A 22,765-nucleotide genomic window follows, 5' to 3' on the forward strand; every position below is an offset into this window, starting at 1 on the left:
GTGACATTGCCGTATTAGATGCTAAGAGAGTGCTAATGGTGCAATTTGCATTTTTAAAATTGTCCCGACCTCCAAAACCGTTAGGCGCGCTTCTCTAGTTTGAGGCTGCCCGTGGTGGCAAAGCTGGTCCGCTGACCCGAACGATTGTAGACATCCAGACCCTTTCGAACCTTGCGGAGCTCAGCCATACGGTTTGCCACGGCTTTAATGCCCTGCATGGCGCTCCCCAGGAGGGCCTGGTTGCGCGACACCTTCGATTGCACCGAGTCCAGCGCCCCATGGTCGATATCGGTCATGCTGTTGAGCTGGTCGAAGAGGTCTTCTTTTCTCGCCAGAATACCTTCAAGTTTATCGAGTTCCCCATTCGTCAATGCACCGCGTTCCTCTTCGAGGAGTACGTCAAGAGCATCGATAATGGCTTGCGGGGTCTGATCAGTAAGTGCGCTCATTCTTGAGAGTCCTTCAGTGAGTTGTAGATTGATTCTGCGAGTCCGATGCCGCCGGCCTCTGCCATGGCGCGGGCTTGCTCATTGACCAATAGACCTGCGAACTGGTCTTCGCCGGATCCACCGCCAAAGGCTTCGGGCGCTTTGCCAAGCCCGGCCGCTTTGAGCATTTCGGAGAGAAAGGAGGCTTCGAGGTCGATCGCAGCCTGTCGCAAGGCTTGATCCTTGGGGTTGGAGGCCTGCGCAATGGGGGCCGCCGCAGAGGGCGTCGAAACATGTGTTACGGGCATTTTGCCTCAGTCCTGATAGTGTGTCGAATTCTTCGATAATTCTCACTTTGACGAAAACCGGTTAAAAATGCCGTAACTGATTTCATTTATTCAGGGTTCACACGAGATAGAACATCCGGTGGATCATGATTGATAAAATCCTTACGACACAGTCTGTTGGCAGTACGTCAACTGAGTCGTCCAAGCGAACGGAGCCCGCGCGCCGAGGCGGTGATTCATTCGAGTCCGTTCTTGCCCGCGAGGCAAAAACAAAAGACAAAACCAAGACCTCTCCGGATGTCGAGACACCTTCTGGCGCAGAGCATGACGACAAGGCTTTTGACGCTAAGAATAACGCGAAGGCCACCGCAGCTGACCAGCATGCGAAGGGTGAGGAATCGCATCCAGAGCAGGACGCGGGTGAAACGTCCCTGGTTGCTCCGGACGAAAACCCTGAGAGCGAATGGGCAAGTGTCATCGACACCGCAACACAGCCCGACGTCGAGGAAGCCCTGGACGAGGCGCTCCCCGAGCTTGATACATCCGCAGAGGATTTTGCGCAGGCGGATGTGGCAGAGGGTCAGGCAGTTGCTGCTGCAGGCGCCACACAGGTGTCATCTGATCAATCTGCAAAGGGCTCCGGCGATCAGGTGATGCGCGCGGGCGCTCCTGTGACGCATGGCTCTGCCACTGACAAAGCGGTGGAGGTGGCCATAAAAGGTGCTGCCTCGGCTGAGGCAGATGCCGAAATGAATTCAATGGAGGCGGCGCGTACGGGGCTCTTGTCAGATAAAGACGAACGTCTCGGCACATCAGTTCTCTTGGAAACACATCGAGATGGGCGACGCCAACAGCTTGTGCCCGGAACAGTCGGCGCGATTGCTGCCGAAAAAGGTGCGCAGCCGCCTGCGCAGGCACAGGCTCAGACCGCTCTGGAGGCGCTGAAAACAGGGGCGCCCACATCTCCTCCGGGACAGGAGAAAGCCACTGAAGCGCGCATCCGTGATATACCATTGACCGCAGCTCAGGCACAGGTCGCGGCTTCCACAGCGACTGCGCGCGCGCCAATGAACAGTGGTGATACCCGCCTTTTGCACCCTGCGGCCTCGGGGAGTGCGCAGGCCTTGGCCTCCGCGCGCTTCCAGATGAGTGATACGGTCCTCAAGTCAAGCTCCGCCGTGGTGACCAGCCTGATGGGAGCAAATGATGCAGGACGCGTAGGAGATGACGTTCTGACGCAACGCGGTGCGGAGAGCTTTGCGTTGCCACAACTTTTGGCGGAGGCCTCCGTCAGATCTGGAGCATCCAGCTTTCGCGCCGAAACGCCCCGGCATGTAGCGCAACAACTTGCAGAGGCCGTCGCGACGGGCGGCAAACGCAATGTGGATGTCACACTGAACCCGCGTGAGCTGGGCCATGTGAACATGCGGGTGATGACAACAGAAATGGGCGTCACGATCACCATCAACGCCGAACGTCCTGAGACCGAGGACCTGATGCGTCGTCACATCCAGGATCTTGCCCGCGAATTCAAGGAAATGGGCTTCACCGATATCTCTTTCCAATTTGGCTCTGACACCGACGCCGGTCAGTCAGGGGAGGGAGAGAGCAGTCTTGGGGGCAACGGATCCGAGCAGCAAGGCGAGGGCGATGCCCTTGAAGCCGCTCAGTCCGGTCTTCCGATATCACAACACTTGAACATCTCGGCCGATGGCCTGGACATGAGGATTTAAGAGCATGACCACAGCAGTAACGGGTGTTGGCACCCAGCAAACAACGACAGCTGGTGGGACGGCTGGGACGCAGTCGGCGACAAGCGCGCTCACCTCGGATTTTGAAACTTTCCTGAGGCTGATGACCACGCAGGCAAAATACCAGGACCCGCTCGAGCCGATGGATTCGTCAGATTATACCGCGCAGCTAGCGCAGTTCTCCTCTGTCGAGCAGCAGGTTCTGACCAATGAAACCCTGACAAGCATGCTCACCGCGCTTTCTCTTTCCAACATGTCTCAGCTGACCGGCTGGGTTGGAAGAGAGGTGCGGGCGCAAGCAGCCGGCTATTTTGATGGTAGCTCTTCGGTTTCGATTGCACCGAATCCTGCTGCTGTCGCGGATAAGGTCGAGATGATCATCTATGACGACCAGGAAGCAGAAGTCGGCCGCGTGGATCTGCCGGTCTCTGCCGAGCCTTATCAGTGGAATGGCGAAGACGGTGATGGCAACACCTTGCCTGAGGGCTCCTACAGCTTTGTGATCGAAAGCTCCTCCAATGGTGAGGTGATCCTTTCCGAATTGGCCGAGGTGTACGGACGCGTGGAAGAGACCCAGAATGTCGACGGTGAAGTGGCCTTGATCCTTGAGAGCGGAAGCGCAATCCTCGCGACCTCGGTGACGGCGCTGCGTGATCCAACCAGTTCCTCTGGCAATTCCTGATTTGCGACGTTAACCGGGCCTTGTAATCGCCAAGGAAGCGGGGGATCCGGTGAGCGGAGCTATTTTGTCAGGACCTGAGCAAAAACCAGATCAGGATGATATTGAAACAGCCCTGTTTCGCCATCTGGCGCAGCAGGGCTGGTGTTTGTCTGCCCCCACGCCACTGGCGGGGGGGCGTAGCAATCACGTTTGGCGCGCGGGGGACAAGGTCGTAAAGCTCTATCGCAGCGATGCACATAACCCGCTTTTCGCAAATGACCCCGATCGGGAACGAGCGATGTTGCGGGCGCTGAGCGGCACGGGCATGGCGCCGCGTTTTTTGGCGCATGGTCTGTGGCAAGGTCAGGCGTGGCTGATGTACACACATGTCTGTGGTGCGCGGTGGGAGAGCGATCCCAGCCATGTCGCGCGGATCTTGAGCATCGTACACGATCAGGCCAAACCCCGAGGGTTGCCATTTGGATGCAACGGGTCTGAGGCGCTTGCACAGCAGACCCGACAGATTGTGTCGGCTGCATCGCAGGGCACTACGCTTTTGGACCGGGCGCCCCAAGGCGTCGTGCCGCCGACCTCACAGCTTTGTCTCATTCATGGCGACCCGGTGCCGGGGAATATCGTGGCGCACAATGGGACCCTGGCGTTGATTGACTGGCAATGCCCCCAACTGGGAGATCCGGCAGAGGATCTGGCCTTGTTTTTGTCGCCTGCAATGCAGCTCGCGTATCGCGGGCGAGTCCTCTCTCGGCAAGAGGAGGCGGAATTCGTCACCGCCTATCCGCATCCGCGGGTTGTTGCGCGGTATTACGCGCTAAAGCCATGGTTCCATTGGCGGATGGCGGCCTACTGCGCGTGGCGTGGTGAGACGGACGCGCGGGATCTGGAGCTCGCGGAAATCTAGTCCAAAAGACTCAACAGTCCGTAGGCCGGTGGCATCAGCAAGCGTCTCGCGCGCCCCAGTGGAAAGCGTGGCATGCGCTGCATCACCTTTGAATAGGGCATCTCGGGTGTTCGCCCTTCTACAAGTTGCGCCAACAAAGCGCCCGAATAGCTGCCCATGGCAACGCCATTGCCATGATAGCAAAGCCCGGCAAATAGGCCTTTGTGTTCTGGGACAGGGCCGACAAAAGGTACAAGATTTCTGGAAAGGCACACCATGCCGGACCAGCTATGAGTCGTCTCGATATGTGACCAGGCAGGAAACAGCCGTTCGAAATGGCGACGCAGCAGTGATCGGATTTTGGCCTCGGACCGCGGAGAGGACATCAACCCACCGCGCATTCCAAAGAGAAAGCGTCCGTCAGGCATCAGCCTGAAATAATGGAGCATATGGCGCGTATCATATGCCATCTGCGCTGTGTTCCAGCCCTGAGTAGCCTGCTCTTCTGCCGTAATGGGGCGGGTCACCATGACAGTGGATTGCGTAGGCATGTAGCGGCCCGCTAGCCATTCGGGCAGATTCTCACTTGAATAGCCATTTGTGGCGATGATCATCTGCGGGGCGCTCAGACGGCCACCGGGGCATACGGCATGCCAATGCGAGCCGTGTTGTGTCACCTCGAGCGCGGGACTGTTTTGAAAAAGTAGGGCCCCAGCGGCCTGCGCGGCCCGCGCCAGACCAAAGAGATACTTGCGAGGATTGAGAGCAAAGCCGACCGGCGTGGTCAAAGCGCCATGGAAATTTCCACCAAACCCTCGCTCTGCCAAGTCCGGGGCATCTATGAAGGTCGCCCCTGACGTCTTGGCCTCCATCATCAGCGCTTTGCGCGCTTTGGCGGAATGCGCCATCACGGTTTCACCGTCGGAGTGGGTGTCGGCACTGATCCCATGGCGGGCGATCAACTGTTCAACCAAGTGGACCGCGGCTTCTTCGCTCGCCTGATAGAGCTGCGTTTCCCGGCTGCCGTGCAGGCGTGCCATCGCGCGCGGCCCGAGTTTCGCACCACCGAGACAGCAAAATCCGCCATTGCGCCCGGAAGCGCCCCAGCCGGGCGTTTCGGCTTCGAGTACGGCAACGCGCAGCCCCGCCTCGGCGAGATGCAGTGCAGCCGAAAGCCCGGTGAAGCCGCCGCCAATGATCGCCACATCGACGCTCTGTGCGCCTTGAAATTCTGGCCAGATGGGGGGGGGGCAGGTCTCATCCCACCAGCAGTTGCTGCGAGGACCTGCCCCATAGGCGTAGTCGCCGAAGATACGACGCATCATGTCGTGCGCACGGCTTCTTGTTCTTCACGACGCTGTTTGACCAATGCGCGTTTGCTGACAAGGGACGCGCTGATCACACCAACCGTCACAATCGCGATCATGATCGTAGAGAGCGCGTTGATCTCCGGGCTGACACCAAGGCGCACAGCCGAGAAAATCTTGATCGGCAGGGTCGTGGCTGCAGGGCCCGTGGTGAAGGAGGCAATCACCAGATCATCGAGCGACAGCGTGAAGGCAAGGAGCCAGCCCGAGACCACCGCCGGTGCGATGATCGGCAGCGTCACCAATCGAAAGGCTTGAGCCTGCGAGCAGCCCAGATCTAGCGCCGCCTCCTCGAGCGAACGGTCAAATGTTGCGAGGCGTGAAGACACGACGACAGACACGTAGCACATCGAGAAGGTGGTATGTGCCAGTACAATGGTGAGCACCCCGCGATCGAGCCCGATGCCGATGAACAACAACAGGAGCGACAGGCCGGTGATGACTTCGGGCATTACCAAGGGCGCGTAGATCATGCCCGAGAACAGGGTCCGCCCCATGAAGCGCCCGCCGCGGATCATGACATAGGCCGCCATGGTCCCCAGAACGGTTGCGATCGTGGAGGAGAAAACCGCAACCTTGACGGTCACCCATGCTGCTTGAAGCATAGCTTCGTTTTGCATCAGTTCGCCGTACCACTTGGTCGAGAACCCCGCCCAGACGGTGACCAGCTTGCTTTCGTTGAAGGAAAACAGAATCAGGATCAACATCGGGATATAGAGAAAGGCGAATCCCAGCGTCAGCGAGACCACATTGAAGGCGCTTAGGCGTTTCATGTGTCACCCTCCTGCTCTTTTTGCTGGTTGCGCTGGAACAGCACGATCGGCACCACGAGAATCAGCAACAAGATAACCGCCACTGCGCTCGCCACCGGCCAATCCCGGTTGGAGAAGAACTCCTCCCAGAGCACTTTACCGATCATCAGCGTGTCAGATCCGCCCAGCAGGGACGGGATCACGAACTCGCCCATCGCCGGGATAAAGACGAGGAAGCAGCCTGCGATGATGCCGCCTTTGGATAGGGGAATCGTCACGAGCCAAAAGGCCGAGAGGCGCGAACAACCCAGATCTTCTGCAGCTTCGATTAGGCTGTCGTCCATTCTCTCGAGCGCGGCGTAAATCGGGAGAATCATGAATGGCAGGTAGGTGTAGACGATGCCGATGTAGACGGCGGTTGTGGTATTCAGGATCTGGAGTGGCTCTGACACAAGTCCGGTCCACATCAGGAACTGGTTGAGAAATCCCTCGTTCGACAGAATGCCCTTCCAAGCGTAGACGCGGATCAGGAAAGAGGTCCAGAACGGCAAGATCACCAGCATCATCAACGTCGGGCGCCATTCCTCGGGCGCGCGGGCCATGCCATAGGCAATTGGGTAGCCGACGATCAGGGTCAAGAGCGTTGAGGTGAGTGCAATCTGAAGGCTGCTCAGGTAGGCTTTCCAGTAGAGATCGTCTTCGAGAAGCCAGGTGAAATTCTCAAAATCGAGCTCAGCAAGGAATGCGCGGATCCCCTCTGCCCAGTCAAACTGCGGAAAATAGGGCGGGCGAGCGATGGCTGCATCCGACAGCGAGATTTTGAGGACGATCAGGAACGGCACCAAAAACAGGGCCAAAAGCCATGCATAGGGGACGGCGATCAGGAAAAAACGGCGCATTATTCCCCCAACAAGACACCGCCGGTGGCTGTCCAGGACAGCCAGACGGTGTCTTCCCATGTGTAGGCGCGACGGGAAATCCGGCGCGTATTGGCCGTTTGAGCCTTGATGACATCCCCGGTGGGTAGCTCGACGTGATATGTCGAAAGGTTGCCGAGATATGCAATGTCGAGGACCTTGCCCTGAACAACATTGTCGGCGGCCTCAGGCTTTTCTGAACTGATGGTCACTTTCTCGGGGCGGATGGCCAGATGTGCTTTCTGGCCGTCAGAGATCTTGTTGGGCGATTTTACAGTGAGCGGGGCTGCGCCCTCACGCCAATGCAGAGCGTAGCTATCTTCGCCCGTGGCAGTTGCCTTGCCCTCAATAAGGTTCACGTCGCCAATAAAATCAGCAACATAGACTGAATTCGGGGCTTCGTAGATGTCGGCGGGGGTTGCGACCTGCATCACCTTGCCATTGTCCATCACGGCCACACGGCTTGCGACGGTCATCGCTTCTTCCTGGTCGTGGGTCACGATGACAAATGTGGTGCCGGTCTTTTCCTGGATGTCCATCAACTCGAACTGCGTTTCTTCGCGCAGTTTCTTGTCGAGCGCCCCGAGGGGCTCATCCAGAAGCAGCAGTTTGGGTGCCTTTGCCAGACTGCGGGCCAGAGCAACCCGCTGCCGCTGACCTCCCGAGATCTGATGAGGCTTGCGACGTGCAAATTTTTCGAGTCGCGTCAGGCGCAGCATCTCGTCGACGCGTGCGTTGATCTCATTGCGGGGCAGGCCTTCGCGCTTGAGTCCAAAGGCGATATTCTCCCAAACGCTGAGATGCGGAAACAGCGCATAGGACTGAAACATCATGTTGACCGCGCGCTGGTTGGGGGGGACGGGGGCGATATCCTGCCCGGCCAGAAAGATCTTTCCCTCTGTCGGTGTTTCAAACCCGGCCAACATTCGCATCATCGTGGTCTTGCCACAGCCAGACGGCCCCAGAAGCGCAAAGAACTCACGCTCGTAGATGTCGATTGTCAGGTCGTCGATTGCGGTGAAATCGCCAAAGCGTTTGGTGACATTCTGGAACTGAATCAGTGGCTTAGCCTGTGGGTCGGTCCAGGGTTCGAATACCGGTATTGCCAAGTTTTCCCCCATGCGGGCGGTTGGTACCGGCCCGTCATCTTGTGTAGGTGAGGTGGGCGGGGCGTGCATTCACGCCCCGCCTGTTTTAACTGCGGGATCGACTCAGGTGCCGGACTTCACGCGGGTCCACAGACGGGTGACAACGCGCTGGGCCTTCTGAGAATATGGCGCTTTGATGTAGGTGTTCTCCATGGCTTCCGGCGTGGGGTAGATCGCTGGATCATTGATCACATCGTCTTCGAGGAACTCCTGAGACGCCTTGTTGCCGTTAGCGTAGTACACGTAGTTCGACGCGGTCGCCATGTTCTGCGCATCCAGCATGAAGTCGAGGAACTTATGTGCGGCCTCCGGGTTTGGCGCATCAACCGGGATCGCCATCTGGTCAAACCACATCAGCGCCCCTTCGGACGGAGCGTTATATGCAATTTCGACACCGTTATCGGCTTCGGCTGCACGGTCACGCGCCTGAAGGATGTCACCAGACCAGCCAAAGGCGACGCAGATGTCACCATTTGCCAAGGCGTTGATGTATTCTGACGAGTGGAACTTCTGCACGTAGGGGCGAACCGCTTCCAGTACGTCTGCCGCCCGCTCCAGTTCCGCTTTGTCTTCGGTGTTGGGATCAAGGCCCAGATACGTGAGGGCTGCGGGCATCATCTCTGTGGGCGCATCGAGGAAATGCACACCACATTCGGAGAGCTTTTCCATGTTGGCCGGGTCAAAAACCAGCGACAGGCTGTCGATCGGGGCATCGTCGCCCAGTGCTTCGGCAACCTTGCCAAGGTTGGTCCCGAGGCCAGTGGTGCCCCACATGTAGTTGATGGAGTAGGCGTTGTCGGGGTCAAAGCGCGCGTTGCGCTCTTGGATCACATCCCAGACGTTGCCGTAGTTGGTAAGTTTCTCGCGGTCGATCTTCTGGAACACACCTGCCTGGATCTGACGCTGCAGGAAGGAACCGGTGGGAACCACGACGTCATAGCCCGAGCCGCCAGCGAGCATTTTTGTCTCGAGCAGTTCGTTGGAGTCAAAGACGTCATAGATCAGTTCGATGCCGGTTTCTTCTTCGAACTTCGCCAGCAGCGATTCGTCGATGTAGTCGGACCAGTTGTAAACGCGGACTTCGTCGGCTGATGCGGCTGCAGCAGCGCTGAGTGCGATGGCGGACACGATGGTGGCCGTTTTGGTTTTCATGAGAATCTCCCCTGTGCATGCCGGAGTCTTCCTGTCCGGCTATGGGCTATTTTGATCAAGTTTTGCCTCATCCGGCAAGACACTTTATGTTTTCATCTGCATTCTGTTGGTGCAAGCTGCCCAAAAATGAGAAGGATCCAAGCCCGGTGAATGTGCCAAATACGCCATCTGTTACCCCCGCGGAGGGGGGGCAAAAACTACCTGCTCACGAGCTGGTCTATCAACGTCTTCGGGCGCAGATTTTGTTTGGTGAGCTGGCGCCGGGCCAGGCGGTCACCATACAGGGTCTGGTCGAGGCATTGGACAGTGGCATGACCCCAGTGCGCGAAGCGATCCGCAGGCTGATCTCGGACGGGGCGCTGGTGTTCCAAGGGAACCGTCGTGTTTCTGTCCCCGAGCTTCGTGCCGAGGATGTTGATGAGTTAATTTACGCAAGGAAAACAATGGAGTGTGAGCTTGCCCGTCGCGCAGCCACACGGATTCCCTCCGCCAGTGTCGATGCGCTTGAGGCGCTTGATCTGCGCTTGGATACGGCCATCGCAAATGGCGATGTCGCAGGGTACCTGGGTCTCAATTACGAATTCCACAGCATGCTGAACGAATACGCTGATGCCCCCATCCTCGCGGATCTGGCTGATCGTCTTTGGCTGCGCTTTGGTCCGTCCCTGCGCGTGGTCTGCGGGCGCTTCGGAACCCAGAGCTTTCCTGACCGCCACAAAGACATCCTTGAAGGGCTGCGTAAAAAAGATGCAGATCTTGTCTCTTTGGCGATGGAGCGGGACGTGTTGCAGGGCATGGAGCAGGTTCGGGCGGGGCTCACCCCGATCAACTGATTCGATTGACAGGCGATTTTTTGATCATATTCTGAGCGAAAGATTTCCGTTCAGGAGTGACTCATGACGACGATTACCAACCATCTGCCAACCGCAGAACTGCAGGCGCTGGATGCGGCGCATCATATGCATCCTTTCACCGCTAATGGCGGATTGGCGCAGAAAGGTGCGCGTATCATCACGCGTGCCAAAGGCGTCACACTGACCGACAGCGAAGGTCATGAGATCCTCGACGCGATGGCGGGGCTTTGGTGTGTCAACATCGGCTATGGTCGCGATGAACTGGCAGAGGTCGCGGCGCGCCAAATGCGCGAGCTGCCCTACTACAATACGTTTTTCCAAACGACCCATGTACCGGTCATTGCGCTTGCGGCGAAGATTGCCGAATTGGCGCCCGACAACCTGAACAATGTGTTCTTTGCAGGCTCGGGCTCTGAGGCCAACGACACCAACATCCGGATGGTGCGCCATTACTGGGCGATGAAGGGTAAACCGACCAAATCCGTGATCATCTCGCGCAAGAACGCGTATCATGGCTCTTCTGTCGGGTCCGGCTCGCTGGGTGGTATGTCTGCAATGCATGCACAGGGTGGTTTGCCGATTCCGGATATTCACCACATCAACCAGCCGAACTGGTGGGCAGAGGGCGGCAACACCGATCCCGAAGACTTTGGGCTTCAGCGCGCTCAGGAACTGGAAAAGGCGATTCTCGAACTCGGCGAAGATCGCGTCGCCGCCTTTATTGCCGAACCGGTTCAAGGTGCCGGTGGCGTCATCGTTCCGCCTGCGAGCTATTGGCCGGAAATTCAGCGTATCTGCGACAAGTACGAGATCCTGCTGATCGCGGATGAGGTGATCTGCGGGTTTGGGCGCACGGGTAACTGGTTCGGGTCTGAAACCATGGGCATTCGTCCCGACATCATGACCATCGCCAAGGGGCTGTCCTCGGGCTATGCGCCGATTGGTGGCTCGATTGTCTCGGATGAAGTCGCCGCAGTGATCGCGCAGGATGAATTCAACCATGGCTACACCTACTCCGGGCACCCGGTTGCTGCCGCGGTGGCGCTGGAGAACCTGCGCATTCTCGAAGAGGAAAACGTGCTCGATCATGTCCGCAACGTGGCCGCACCCTATCTCAAAGAGAAGTGGGAAGCCCTGACTGCGCACCCTCTGGTGGGGGAAGCGAAGATTGTCGGAATGATGGGGTCGATCGCTCTGACGCCTAACAAGGCGACTCGCGCAGCCTTTGAGGCTGAGGCGGGAACCGTTGGTTTCATCTGCCGCGAGCGTTGCTTTGCCAACAATCTGGTAATGCGTCACGTCGGCGACCGTATGATCATCTCTCCGCCACTGGTGATCACCCCGGAGGAGATCGACACGCTGATCGCGCGTGCGACCAAATCCTTGGACGAATGCTACACCGAATTGCAGGCACAAGGGCTGTTGAAATCGGCGGCTTAAGGGCTCCGGCGGTGATTCGAATTGATCAAAAGGGGCCGGAAACGGCCCTTTTTTTAAGCATTTCCCAAAAAAATCCCAGAAGAGCGGTTGTGCTCACCGGTAAAATTATCCCAATATGACGCAAATGAGCAAGTTTGGGTCGCAAAACAACCGGGTGATTTCGGTGATCGTCCCGGAGTGTTGAGTAACCCGAAGCCGGGATGAATTGAGCCGGTTGCACAGTGGTTCGGCACTGTGCTTACACTAGGACACCAAGAGCGGAACAAATCCGCCGCAAAAAAGAACAGAAACGGGGAGCCTGATTTGGCCGATGCGTCGAACACTGACGCGTTCGTGGAATTCGAACGCGTGCAAAAGAGCTACGACGGTGAGACTCTCGTCGTCAAAGATCTGAACCTCACCATGCCCAAGGGCGAATTCCTGACCATGCTTGGGCCGTCCGGGTCCGGCAAGACGACATGCCTGATGATGCTGGCGGGTTTTGAAACTGCCACGCACGGCGACATTCGTCTGGGCGGGGTATCGATCAACAACATCCCACCGCACAAGCGCGGGATCGGCATGGTCTTCCAGAACTATGCATTGTTTCCGCACATGACGATTGCCGAGAACCTCAGCTTTCCGCTTGAGGTGCGCAACATGGGCAAGTCCGAGCGTGAGGCAAAGGTGAAGCGCGCGCTCGATATGGTCGAGATGGGCGACTTTGGCGGCCGCCGTCCGGCGCAGCTGTCCGGTGGTCAGCAACAGCGCGTGGCACTTGCCCGCGCACTGGTGTTTGAACCGGAGCTCGTTCTGATGGACGAACCACTCGGGGCGCTCGACAAGCAGCTGCGTGAGAAGATGCAGTTCGAGATTACCCATCTGGCGCACCAGCTGGGGATCACGACCGTTTACGTGACCCACGACCAGACCGAAGCCCTGACGATGTCTGATCGGGTTGCGGTGTTCAACGATGGTCGCATTCAGCAGCTTGCGCCGCCGGATCAGCTCTATGAGGAGCCTGCAAACAGCTTCGTTGCGCAGTTCATCGGCGAGAACAACACGCTCGAAGGCGTGATCAAGGAAATCCGTGATGGCAGCGCCCTGGTGCAGCTGGATGGCGGTGAACTTATCGACGCCATGCCGATCAACGTCTCTGAAGTGGGTCAGCGCACGCGCGTCTCGATCCGCCCCGAGCGCGTTGAATACAACAAAGAACGCCTGCAGGAAGGCGCACATACACTCAAGGCAGAGGTGCTGGAGTTCATCTATATGGGTGACATCTTCCGTACACGCCTGCGTGTCGCCGGGAATGACGAATTCGTCATCAAGACCCGGAACGCCCCTGACCAGGTTCGTCTTCAGCCCGGCCAGCAGATCGAAATCGGTTGGCTGCCCGAAGACTGCCGCGCGCTGGACGCGTAACCGCGTACCACTGCGCCTTGGAACCCCCGGCATCGAAACGGATCGGGGGCCTACACCTGAAACTCAAACAACAAGATTCAGTGTCTCAACAAGGAGAATACACAATGAAATTGCGTACACTGTCGGCTCTGGCCGCCACGACCGCACTTTGCGCGCCGATGGCAATGGCTACCGAGATGGCCAACGAAATGACCCTGGTGTCCTGGGGTGGTGCCTATCAAGAAAGCCAGCTGAAGGCCTATGTCGAGCCCTATCTGGAAATGAACCCCGACGTGACCGTGGTTTGGGATGAAAGCTCTGCCGAAGCGACCGCAAAAATGCGCGCAATGGCCGAAGCAGGTAACATCACCTGGGACCTGGTCGACGTTGTGGCATCCGACGCGATGCGTCTGTGCGACGAAGGTCTGGCGCTTGAGCTCGACCACGACGAAGTTCTCGCGGCTGCACCCGATGGCACCTCCGCGTCCGACGACTTTGGCGACCTGCTGGTCTCCGACTGCTTCGTGCCGCAGATCGTTTACTCCACCACCTTTGGCTACCGCACCGACTTGGTCGGCGACACGCCGCCGTCCTCTGTCTGTGACGTGTTCGACCTCGAAGCCTATCCGGGCAAGCGCGCGCTGCAGAAGCGTCCGATCGACAACATGGAGTGGGCTCTTTACTGCGATGGCGTCGCCAAAGACGAGATCTATGACACCCTCAGCACCGACGAAGGTGTGGCGCAGGCTCTGGCCAAGCTAGACACCATCAAGGACAGCGTCGTGTGGTGGACTGCTGGCGCGGAAACCCCGCAGCTGCTCGCCGATGGCGAAGTCGTGATGGGTTCGACCTACAACGGTCGTCTGTTCTCTGCGATCGCAGAGCAGGATCAGCCGATCGGCATGCTCTGGGACATGCAGTCCTTTGACCTCGACGGTTGGGTTGTTCCGGCCGACTTGCCTGCAGATCGCGAAGCCCGTGTTCTGGACTTCCTGAAGTTCGCAACCGACACGCAGCGTCTGGCCGACCAAGCGAAGTACATCTCCTACGGTCCGGCCCGTGCGTCTTCCGCACCGCTGGTGGGCAAGCACGAAGAGCTGGGCATCGACATGGCGCCGCACATGCCGACTGACCCGAACAACGCGACCAACGTGCACATCTATGACTACGAGTGGTGGGCGGACAACCGTGACGATCTGGACGCAAAATTCCAGGCGTGGTTGGCGCAATAATCTCTCGCATCTGATGTGAGCACTATCCGAGAGGGGGCCGAGCCGATTGGCCCTCTCTCCACCAAAGATAATAATAATACCCGCACCAACACCCCGGGGGGCTCCTTTACATGAGCGATACAACCGATACCGGACCGGTCCTTGCTGCAGATGGCACGCCGCTAAAGCGCAGCCTTGCACGGGCGCTCCGGATGCAGAAGATGCGCGCGCTGGCATTGATCGCCCCGCTTCTGCTCTTCGTTCTACTGACATTCATCCTGCCGATCGGCGACATGTTGTTTCGCTCGGTCGAGAACAGCATCGTTTCGGAGACGTTGCCGCGAACGACCGCAGCGGCGCAGTCTTATGATGCCGACAGCGGAGAAGCGCCGCCTGAATATGCATTTGACGCGCTGGCCTATGATCTGGTTGTTGCTGCCGAGAAGAAGATCCACACACGCGTGGGCTCGCGCCTGAACTACGAGAACGCTGGTATTTCTTCGCTGTTCCGCAAGGCTGGGCGCCGAGTCGATGACATTGGCGAGGTCTATCTCGATCAGTTTGTCGACCTTGACCCCGCTTGGGAAGACCCTCAGGCACTGGTCGCGCTTTTTGCCGACCCCAGCTGGGCCGCCTCTGCCGGTGGCGAAAACGAAGCGCGGTTTGAGTATTCCTCTGTGGCTGGCGAGGCGCTGCCGGGAGCGACGGATGCCTATGCTGCATGGGCGCGCACGATCCAAGAAGAAGATCAGGACAGCCCCACCGAAGAAGAGCCATGGGCCCCGGTCTATATGGCGCTCTACAAGGATCTCGCGAAAAATCCGGATGCGGCATCTGCATTTGAGGGTGAAACTGCCGCGCGGCTTGCAGCAGCAGCAGCAGCCATCCAGTCCCCGGACTGGGAGACCATGTCCACGCGTGATGCTTTCATCAAAATCGATGACGACTGGGCCGACCCCGAAGTTTGGCGCACGATCAAGACCTACTCCAGTAAATACACCAATGGGTACTTCTTGAACGCGGCCGACTTCCAGAAAGGTGAGGATGGCCCTGAGCTGCGCCCGGAACTTGAGCGCATCTATGGCACACTCTTTCTGCGCACCATGATCATGTCGCTGGCTATCACCGTAAGCTGTATCGTGCTTGGCTACCCGGTGGCATGGATTCTGGCGAACCTGCCGTCGCGCACCGCCAACGTCCTGATGATTCTCGTCCTGCTGCCGTTCTGGACCTCTCTGCTGGTGCGGACCTCTGCATGGAAAGTCATGCTGCAGCAGCAGGGCGTCATCAATGATGTTCTGGTCTGGCTTGGACTGGTCGCTGACGACGCGCGTCTTGTGATGATCAACAACCAGTTTGGTACAATTGTGGCGATGACGCACATCCTTCTGCCGTTCATGATCCTGCCGATGTATTCGGTGATGCAGACGATCAATCCGTCCTACCTGCGTGCGGCCAAGTCCCTTGGCGCGACCAACTGGACGGCCTTCTGGCGGGTGTATTTCCCACAGTCGGTGCCGGGTATCGGCGCGGGTTCGATTCTCGTCTTCATCCTGGCCATTGGCTACTACATCACGCCGGAACTCGTCGGCGGTACCAAGGGCGTATTCATCTCGAACCGGATCGCCTTCCACATCTCGCAATCCCTCAACTGGGGTCTTGCGGCGGCACTCGGGACAATCCTGCTGGTGGTGGTTCTGGTGCTCTACTGGGCCTACGACAAGATCGTCGGCATCGACAACGTGAAGCTGGGATAAGAAAAACATGGCACTTACACCTGTTCAAAACCAAACCCCCGCTTTCACCGCCGCAGTGTCGGCCGGCGCAGGGGCCTTCTTTGGCCTCTTCGTGGGTACAGCTCAGGGATCGGGCCTGCTTGGCCTGGTCATCGGAGCGGTCCTTCTAGGCGCACTCGGATTTGTGTTCGCATCTATGACAGCGCAGGAAAAACCGATCCGCTGGGCCGTTCTGGTCGCTTTTGCGATTGCTGGCTTTGTGCTCGGCGGCCTTCCTGCGTTGGTGATCGGCGCGCTCTTTGGCTGGTTCGCTGGCTGGTTCATCTTCTGGCTTGCCACATCGCGCTATCGCGCAACCCTCGTTCCGTATCTGACACCGGGGCAAGTGCTTTGGCACTATACGTTCCGGGTCATCTGTGGTGCGATCTTTGTGTTCCTGATCACGCCGATCCTTGTTGTGATGCCGCTGTCGTTCAACGCGGAAGACTTCTTTACCTTCACGCCGGAAATGCTGCGGTTTGATCCCGAAGGCTACTCACTCAAGCACTATCGCGACTTCTTCACGAATGCGGACTGGCAGCAGGCGCTGTGGAATTCGCTTTCGATTGCTCCGATGGCGACGCTCCTGTCCGTGGGTTTTGGAACGCTGGCCGCAATCGGTCTCAGCCAGCCTCATGTGCCTTTCCGTCGCGCGATCATGGCGATCCTGATTTCGCCGATGATTGTGCCGCTGATCATTTCGGCTGCGGGCATGTACTTTTTCTACAGCCGGATCGGCCTGCAGGGCACCTACTTTGGCGTGGTTCTGGCGCATGCGGCACTGGGCATTCCCTTTGTGATTATCACCGTGACCGCGACGCTTGTGGGATTTGACCGTTCTTTGACCCGCGCTGCGGCGAACATGGGCGCTGGTCCTGTGACCACGTTCTTCCGGGTGCAGATGCCGCTCATTTTGCCTGGCGTGATTTCGGGTGGCCTTTTTGCATTCATCACGTCGTTCGACGAAGTGGTCGTGGTGCTCTTTGTCGGCTCGGCAGGTCAGAAAACGCTACCATGGCAGATGTTTACTGGCCTACGTGAGCAGATCTCGCCCACGATCCTTGCAGTCGCAACAATCCTAGTGGTGATCTCGATCTGTCTGCTGACCACCGTGGAGATGCTGCGGCGGCGGAGTGAACGGCTTCGAGGCATGAGCCCGAGCTAACCTGCAAGAACAACAAAGCCCCGCTCTTCAGCGGGGCTTTGTTGTGATGTTCGGTGAGTGAGTTTTAGCGGAGCTTCTCCAGAAGAGACAACGATGCATACCCATCTGGCATGAGGCCCTTTGCGCTTTGATAGGCGCGCACGGCAGCGATGGTCTTGGGACCAATTCGACCATCTATTCCTTCGGTGCTGAACCCGGCGCGGGTCAGACGTTCTTGCAGCTCCTTGCGTTCCGTGAAGGTCAGCGCTCGATCACCGCGCGGCCAACTCCCTTTGATCTTTTCGCCTCCCTTCAGCCGATCGCTGAGATGACCCACCCCGATGACATAGGCATCCGCAGTGTTGTACCGTTCAAGCACCGAGAAGTTCTTGAAAATCATGAAGGCAGCGCCAGTGCCTCCGGCGGGCAAGAGGATCGACGCGACGCCATGATCCTTAATCGGGCGGCCGTCAGTCGCGCGCACGCCAAGGTCTGCCCATTCCCGAGGGCTCTTTTGGATCTTGCGGTTGGCCAGTGTGAAATCAAAGCCACGCGGCAAGACAACTTCGATGCCCCAGGGCTGGCCAGTGACCCATCCGAATGCTTTGAGATAGGCTGCGGTAGAGGCCAGCGCGTCCGTGGGCGTGTCCGACCAAATGTCGCGTTTTCCATCACCGGTAAAGTCCACCGCGTAATCCAGATAACTGGTGGGGATGAATTGTGTGTGCCCCATCGCGCCTGCCCAACTGCCGGTCATCGTGCGGGGATTCACATCGCCTGCCTCGATGATCTTGAGTGCGGCGATTAGCTGCTCCTCGAAAAAGTCGCCGCGTCTGCCGTCATAGGCAAGCGTCGCCAGCGAGCGAATGATATCCATATCGCCCCGAAAGCTACCGTAGCTGCTCTCGAGCCCCCAGACAGCAACCACGATTTCCTTGTCGACACCAAAATGTTTTTCGATGCGTTCCAATGTGTTGCGATGCGCATCCAGAGCCTTGGTTCCGTTCCGAACACGGCTCTCGGACGCCGCACTGTCGAGGTAGTCCCAGATCGTTTTGGTGAATTCGGATTGATTACGATCACGTTTGATGACGGAGGCATCATATGTGACGCCGTTGAATGCCGCGCGAAGCGTCGCCGCTCCGATTCCCTGCGTTTGGGCGCGGATCTTGAATGCCGTGATCCAGCGTTGAAACCCGGCATTGGCATCACCGTCTACCTCGCGTGCAGGGGCCAGTGCGTCTTGCGCGGCTGGCGCGACGCTTTTGCGAGCCATGGGCCGGATTGTGGTAAGGGACGCCAGCGCGAGCGATCCGGCGGTGTCGTATGCCTGCTGCGGGCGCTCTTCTGGGCGCAGCCGGTCCTTTATAGCCTCTGTTTCACTCGCTGCGAGCGCTGCACCTGCGGGCAAGACCACCCCAAGCCACAGCGCGGTCTTTATCCAACTGCGCATTTCGAACCTCAACGCCTGCTTTTTGTGTTTACCAAACACTAGCGCGAGAATTTGTGGCGCAAAAGCGGTCTGCGCAATAGGTGCGGCCGTCAGCGCAGGCTTGCCGGTCAACCGAGGGACTGATTGCGCAGATGATCAAGTGCCTCACGGTACAGCCGAACACGATGGGGACGAAAAGAGATCTGCGTGACCTCGAGTGACGTCATCCGATCAAGTCTGAAGACCCTGAAGTCTTGTCTGAGTCGGCACCAGGCCACCAGCACTGAGGACTTGTCGAAATAGACCAGCCCCAGCGGTTTGACATGCCGTTGTGTGACTGCACCTTTGACGTCCACATAGTCAAAACCCACTTCCCGCTCGTCCCAGGTGGCTTGCCGTAGCTCAGCTGCATCGACAGTTGGAGTGAGCGGGGGGGCAAAACTATGGGCAGACAATACTGCGTGCTGCAGCCGTTTTGCCTGACTTTGCGGCAGGCGGGCGCGCAGCTTGCGAAGGGCGGTGCGGGCTGCCTCGGCAAGATCAGGGTCGCCCTTTTGTTGGACCTCGCAAAGGCCCAGCACCAGCGCTTCGAGTTCGGTTGCCCCAAAGCCCAGTGGGGGTAGCGTCGCATCCTCGATCAAGGTGAAGCCAAATCCGGCCGCGCCATCAATTACAGCCCCAAGAGCCCGAAGCGCATCGATGTCTCGGTGAATGGTTCTGGCTGAGACACCGAGGTCCTGAGCAAGCTGCTCTGCTGTCACGGGGGGTGGCAGCTGGCGCAGGGTTTGCATCAATCGAAAGAGCCGTTCGGTTTTTGTCATCTGTCTAGTGTGGAGTCCGCTAATGACAAAAACTGTCAATAGCGCCTTGTAGCACGGTCTCATCATAATCCAAACGGAGAGAGACGATGTTGACCCTTATGACCCATGGCGGCGGTGACGGATTTTACAGCTACAGCATGTTTTGCACCAAGGCGGCGCTGTTGCTGCAGATGTCAGGTGCGACCTGGCAACGGCAGGATGTTTTTGATCCGGCGGAGCTCGACGCGATGCCGCACCAAAAGCTTCCGGTGGTGCGGGACGAGACTGACGCCTTGATCCCCGACAGCGAAGGCATCCGCCGTTTTCTCGAAGCCAAAGGCGCGAACTTCGACCAAGGTCTTAGCGCCGCTCAAAAGGGCCAGTCCCGCGCGCTCATCCGCATGATCGACGAATCGCTCTGGACACAGTTGATGTGCGCGCGCTGGCTCGAAGACGAAGGCTGGGCCGGGATGCTGCAGTCAGTGTTTGCAGGGGTGCCCGAAGAGCCGCTGAACCTCTTTCGCGAGAAGGTGGTTGAAGGGCTTCATTTCACTGGGCACTCGCGTTTTGATCGTGCGGAACGCCTGCAGCGTCTGGAGCAGGATCTTTGCGCGCTCGAAGATTTTCTTGGCGATCAGCACTTCTTGTTCGGTGATCATATGACGGCAGCGGATTGTTCTGCGGCACCGATGCTCGAGGCGCTGTCCCGCGCTCCCGCCGCGCCGCAGGTGGTTGAGGTCACGCGACGCCACGGAAAGCTCCTGGCCTATGTCACACGCGTGCTGGATCGTGGCGCGCTCGAATTGCCCCAAGCTGCATAAAGTGTTGGGAATGCGACGCGAATATTGATCCCATGGGCGGGGCTCTCCCGCCCGTGGCTCCTGCACTCTGGATGCAAGGGCCTCGATTTGGCTGGGCAGGCCGCAAAGCGGCGCGCAAGACCCTCTAAGCTATGGACGCGTGGCGAAGTTACTTCCGCTTGCGTGTTACTTTTCGTTTGATCTTGTCTGCTTTGGTCTTGGATTTCGCGGCCTTGCTCCGGGTCATGGTGCGTCCCGCCGGGCTGCGGCGGCGGCCGCCTTTGCGGCTTCCACCACGGCCTTTTGGCAGGTCTGCGCCTTCAAGCGCCAGCAGTTCCAATTCGAGCCCGCCGGTGACTGGCGCGGCCTCTGTGAGGCGCACGGTCACGCGTTGGCCAATGGTGATCAACAGACCGGTATCCGACCCCATCAATGTGCCGGCCTGTGCATCAAAATGGAAATACTCCTGCCCGATCGACCGAACGGGCACCAACCCATCGGCGCCGGTTTCATCCAGTTTCACAAAAGCCCCGAAACGGGCGATCCCGGAGATCCGGCCGGAGAACTCATTGCCCACACGCTCTGCGAGGTAGGAGGCCAGATAGCGGTCCGTGGTGTCGCGCTCGGCCAGCATCGAGCGCCGCTCGGTCGCCGAGATATGCGTTGCTGTATCTTCTAATCGCTCAATCTCGTCCGCCGAGAGCCCATCTTTGCCCCAGCCATGCGCCGTAATCAGGGCGCGGTGTACGATCAGGTCCGCATAGCGACGGATGGGCGAGGTGAAATGCGCGTAATTGCGCAGAGCCAGACCAAAGTGCCCAAAGTTCTCTGGATAGTAATAGGCCTGCTGCATGGAGCGCAGCGTGGAGATATTGATGAGCTCCGCATCATCTGTGCCTGCCGCCGCATTCAGCAAGGCGTTCAGGTGTCGGGTCTGCAGCACTTGCCCTTTTGCAAGGTTGAGACCAGCGGCCTGCGCAGTGTCACGCAAGGCATCAAGCTTGTCCTGGCTGGGTTCCTCATGGACCCGGAACAAAAGCGGCTGGCGCTTCTTAATCAGTGTTTCAGCGGCTGCGACATTTGCAAGCACCATGAACTCTTCGATCAGGCGATGAGCATCCAAGCGATCGCGGAAATTGACGGAGGCGACCTTACCCTTGTCATCGAGGACGATTTTGCGTTCGGGAAGGTCGAGATCAAGCGGCTGACGCGCGGCGCGGGCGGCCTTGAGGGCTTCATAGGCTGCATAGAGCGGTTTGATCACGTCTTCGAGAAACGGTTCCGTGCGCTCAGTGATCTTACCATCCATGGCCTCCTGCACTTCGCCATAGTGCAGTGAAGCCTGCGATTTCATCAGACCGCGTACAAAACGGTGGCCTATCTTGTGTCCCTCTGCGTCGATCTGCAGGCGAACGGCCAGACAGGGGCGGGGCACACCTTCGTGCAACGAGCACAGATCCCCCGAAAGACGATCCGGGAGCATAGGCACCACCCGGTCCGGAAAATAGCTGGAGTTGCCCCGTTTTCGCGCCTCGCGATCCAATGCTGAGCCGGGTGTCACATAGGCGGCAACATCGGCGATTGCGACCCATATGACATGGCCTCCGGGGTTCATGGGATCCTCATCGGCATGGGCAAAGCACGCATCATCATGATCGCGTGCATCGGCTGGGTCGATGGTAATGAGCGGCAGATCCCGCAGGTCTTCACGTCCCTTGAGCCCCATAGGTTTGGCGCTGTCGGCTTCTGCGATCACCGCATCTGGAAAGTGATCTGGTATGCCGTGCTGATGGATTGCGATCAGCGATACCGCCTTGGGTGCCGAGGGGTCGCCCAGACGTTCAACGATCCGGGCTTTGGGCAGTCCCATTCTCGCCTTTGGACCCGCAAGCTCGGCTTCGACCAACTCGCCATCTTTAGCGCCGTGTACATTGGCCTCGGGCACCTGCCATTCGTTCGAGCTGGCCTTGTCGATGGGCACAATCCGCCCACCTTCCGAGCCTTGACGAAAGATCCCGAGAATGCGTTTGGGATTGGTTCCGATGCGCCGGATCAGCCGAGCCTCGTAATTGTGGTCTTCTTCCTGCACCACCGTGAGGCGCGCCAGGATCCGGTCGCCTTCTCCAAGCGCCGGGTCCGAGGCACGCGGGATCACCATTACGATTGGTTCAATCCCTTCGCCATGCCATTCAAGTGGCTGCGCAAAGAGATCGCCATTTTCATCAGGCGCTTTGACCAGCAAGACTGAGACTGGCGGCAAACGGTCCGGATCGGTGTAGCTGCGTTTGCGCTTTTCGAGATGCCCTTCTGCCTCCAGCTCCTTCAAGACGCGCTTGAGATCGATCCGCTCTGCGCCCTTGATGCCAAAGGCTTTGGCAATGTCACGTTTAGAAGTCTGAGTCGGGTGGGCGGAGATCCATTCCAGAATCTCGGCCTTTGTGGGTATACGCGCCATAGATCTGCCGTAGCATGGCGCGCAGGCAACGTCATGCTGAAAAGAGTCGCCGAGCACAGGTCAAAGCGGAGCACCGCGCCCGAGGGCCGCAGAGCTTCCCTGAGGTTGGC

20 protein-coding genes are annotated in these 22,765 nt (G+C 58.4%); 10 read left to right on the forward strand and 10 right to left on the reverse strand.

What is annotated here, in order from left to right:
• Nucleotides 1-80 precede the first annotated feature (80 nt).
• A complete protein-coding gene (locus TM1040_RS19325) occupies nucleotides 81-449 on the reverse strand; it encodes a flagellar protein FlgN (RefSeq protein WP_011540285.1) in 369 nt (122 codons plus the stop codon).
• Complete coding sequence (locus tag TM1040_RS19330; RefSeq protein ID WP_011540286.1) at nucleotides 446-736, reverse strand: rod-binding protein; 291 nt, start codon at nucleotides 734-736, stop codon at nucleotides 446-448. The genes TM1040_RS19325 and TM1040_RS19330 overlap by 4 nt, the downstream gene beginning before the upstream one ends.
• 125 nt (nucleotides 737-861) lie before the next feature.
• Between TM1040_RS19330 and TM1040_RS19335 the strand changes: the two genes are divergently transcribed.
• The 3 genes from TM1040_RS19335 to TM1040_RS19345 all read left to right on the forward strand — a co-directional run bounded on the left by TM1040_RS19335 (nucleotide 862) and on the right by TM1040_RS19345 (nucleotide 4,046).
• Nucleotides 862-2,448, forward strand: coding sequence for a flagellar hook-length control protein FliK (locus TM1040_RS19335; RefSeq protein WP_011540287.1), 1,587 nt, complete (start codon nucleotides 862-864; stop codon nucleotides 2,446-2,448).
• Nucleotides 2,449-2,452: 4 nt separating this feature from the next.
• On the forward strand, nucleotides 2,453-3,148 hold the full coding sequence (locus TM1040_RS19340; protein ID WP_011540288.1) for a flagellar hook capping FlgD N-terminal domain-containing protein: 696 nt from the start codon (nucleotides 2,453-2,455) through the stop codon (nucleotides 3,146-3,148).
• Nucleotides 3,149-3,212: 64 nt separating this feature from the next.
• On the forward strand, nucleotides 3,213-4,046 hold the full coding sequence (locus TM1040_RS19345) for a phosphotransferase family protein (protein WP_254658844.1): 834 nt from the start codon (nucleotides 3,213-3,215) through the stop codon (nucleotides 4,044-4,046).
• On the opposite strand, the gene TM1040_RS19350 is transcribed toward TM1040_RS19345, so the two are convergent.
• The 5 genes from TM1040_RS19350 to TM1040_RS19370 all read right to left on the reverse strand — a co-directional run bounded on the left by TM1040_RS19350 (nucleotide 4,043) and on the right by TM1040_RS19370 (nucleotide 9,361).
• Entirely contained in the window at nucleotides 4,043-5,350 is a 1,308-nt protein-coding gene (locus tag TM1040_RS19350) for an NAD(P)/FAD-dependent oxidoreductase (protein WP_011540290.1), read from the reverse strand. The two genes, TM1040_RS19345 and TM1040_RS19350, sit on opposite strands and share 4 nt — an antisense overlap.
• Nucleotides 5,347-6,165: an ABC transporter permease gene (locus tag TM1040_RS19355; protein ID WP_011540291.1), complete on the reverse strand. Its 819-nt coding sequence runs from the start codon at nucleotides 6,163-6,165 to the stop codon at nucleotides 5,347-5,349. The genes TM1040_RS19350 and TM1040_RS19355 overlap by 4 nt, the downstream gene beginning before the upstream one ends.
• A complete protein-coding gene (locus tag TM1040_RS19360; RefSeq protein WP_011540292.1) occupies nucleotides 6,162-7,043 on the reverse strand; it encodes an ABC transporter permease subunit in 882 nt (293 codons plus the stop codon). The genes TM1040_RS19355 and TM1040_RS19360 overlap by 4 nt, the downstream gene beginning before the upstream one ends.
• On the reverse strand, nucleotides 7,043-8,182 hold the full coding sequence (locus tag TM1040_RS19365) for an ABC transporter ATP-binding protein (protein WP_193339819.1): 1,140 nt from the start codon (nucleotides 8,180-8,182) through the stop codon (nucleotides 7,043-7,045). Before TM1040_RS19365 ends, TM1040_RS19360 begins: the two co-directional genes overlap by 1 nt.
• A gap of 90 nt (nucleotides 8,183-8,272) precedes the next feature.
• Nucleotides 8,273-9,361, reverse strand: a complete 1,089-nt coding sequence (locus TM1040_RS19370) for a polyamine ABC transporter substrate-binding protein (RefSeq protein WP_011540294.1) — start codon at nucleotides 9,359-9,361, stop codon at nucleotides 8,273-8,275.
• 86 nt (nucleotides 9,362-9,447) lie between these two features.
• On the opposite strand from TM1040_RS19370, the gene TM1040_RS19375 reads away from it, so the two are divergent.
• From TM1040_RS19375 to TM1040_RS19400, 6 genes are all read left to right on the forward strand, one after another.
• Nucleotides 9,448-10,194 (forward strand): GntR family transcriptional regulator, encoded by a 747-nt coding sequence (locus TM1040_RS19375; RefSeq protein WP_011540295.1) that lies wholly within the window; start codon nucleotides 9,448-9,450, stop codon nucleotides 10,192-10,194.
• Nucleotides 10,195-10,257: 63 nt separating this feature from the next.
• Entirely contained in the window at nucleotides 10,258-11,655 is a 1,398-nt protein-coding gene (locus TM1040_RS19380) for an aspartate aminotransferase family protein (RefSeq protein WP_011540296.1), read from the forward strand.
• A 303-nt stretch (nucleotides 11,656-11,958) separates the two neighbouring features.
• A complete protein-coding gene (locus TM1040_RS19385) occupies nucleotides 11,959-13,059 on the forward strand; it encodes an ABC transporter ATP-binding protein (protein ID WP_011540297.1) in 1,101 nt (366 codons plus the stop codon).
• Nucleotides 13,060-13,163: 104 nt separating this feature from the next.
• Nucleotides 13,164-14,270 (forward strand): extracellular solute-binding protein, encoded by a 1,107-nt coding sequence (locus tag TM1040_RS19390; protein ID WP_011540298.1) that lies wholly within the window; start codon nucleotides 13,164-13,166, stop codon nucleotides 14,268-14,270.
• A gap of 110 nt (nucleotides 14,271-14,380) precedes the next feature.
• Nucleotides 14,381-16,006 (forward strand): ABC transporter permease, encoded by a 1,626-nt coding sequence (locus TM1040_RS19395; RefSeq protein WP_011540299.1) that lies wholly within the window; start codon nucleotides 14,381-14,383, stop codon nucleotides 16,004-16,006.
• A gap of 7 nt (nucleotides 16,007-16,013) precedes the next feature.
• Nucleotides 16,014-17,189, forward strand: coding sequence for an ABC transporter permease (locus TM1040_RS19400; RefSeq protein ID WP_011540300.1), 1,176 nt, complete (start codon nucleotides 16,014-16,016; stop codon nucleotides 17,187-17,189).
• Nucleotides 17,190-17,253: 64 nt separating this feature from the next.
• Here the strand turns inward: TM1040_RS19400 and TM1040_RS19405 are convergent, their stop codons facing one another.
• Nucleotides 17,254-18,621: a lytic murein transglycosylase gene (locus TM1040_RS19405; RefSeq protein ID WP_011540301.1), complete on the reverse strand. Its 1,368-nt coding sequence runs from the start codon at nucleotides 18,619-18,621 to the stop codon at nucleotides 17,254-17,256.
• Between the two features lie 107 nt (nucleotides 18,622-18,728).
• A complete protein-coding gene (locus tag TM1040_RS19410) occupies nucleotides 18,729-19,421 on the reverse strand; it encodes a helix-turn-helix transcriptional regulator (RefSeq protein WP_044026966.1) in 693 nt (230 codons plus the stop codon).
• Nucleotides 19,422-19,507: 86 nt separating this feature from the next.
• Between TM1040_RS19410 and TM1040_RS19415 the strand changes: the two genes are divergently transcribed.
• Nucleotides 19,508-20,221 carry a glutathione S-transferase family protein gene (locus tag TM1040_RS19415; RefSeq protein ID WP_011540303.1) on the forward strand — a complete coding sequence of 238 codons (714 nt, stop codon included), beginning with the start codon at nucleotides 19,508-19,510 and terminating at the stop codon, nucleotides 20,219-20,221.
• A gap of 148 nt (nucleotides 20,222-20,369) precedes the next feature.
• On the opposite strand, the gene rnr is transcribed toward TM1040_RS19415, so the two are convergent.
• Nucleotides 20,370-22,655, reverse strand: a complete 2,286-nt coding sequence (gene rnr / locus TM1040_RS19420) for a ribonuclease R (RefSeq protein ID WP_011540304.1) — start codon at nucleotides 22,653-22,655, stop codon at nucleotides 20,370-20,372.
• Nucleotides 22,656-22,765: the final 110 nt, after the last annotated feature.

The sequence above is a fragment of the Ruegeria sp. TM1040 genome, assembly GCF_000014065.1.
Taxonomy (GTDB): Bacteria; Pseudomonadota; Alphaproteobacteria; order Rhodobacterales; family Rhodobacteraceae; genus Epibacterium.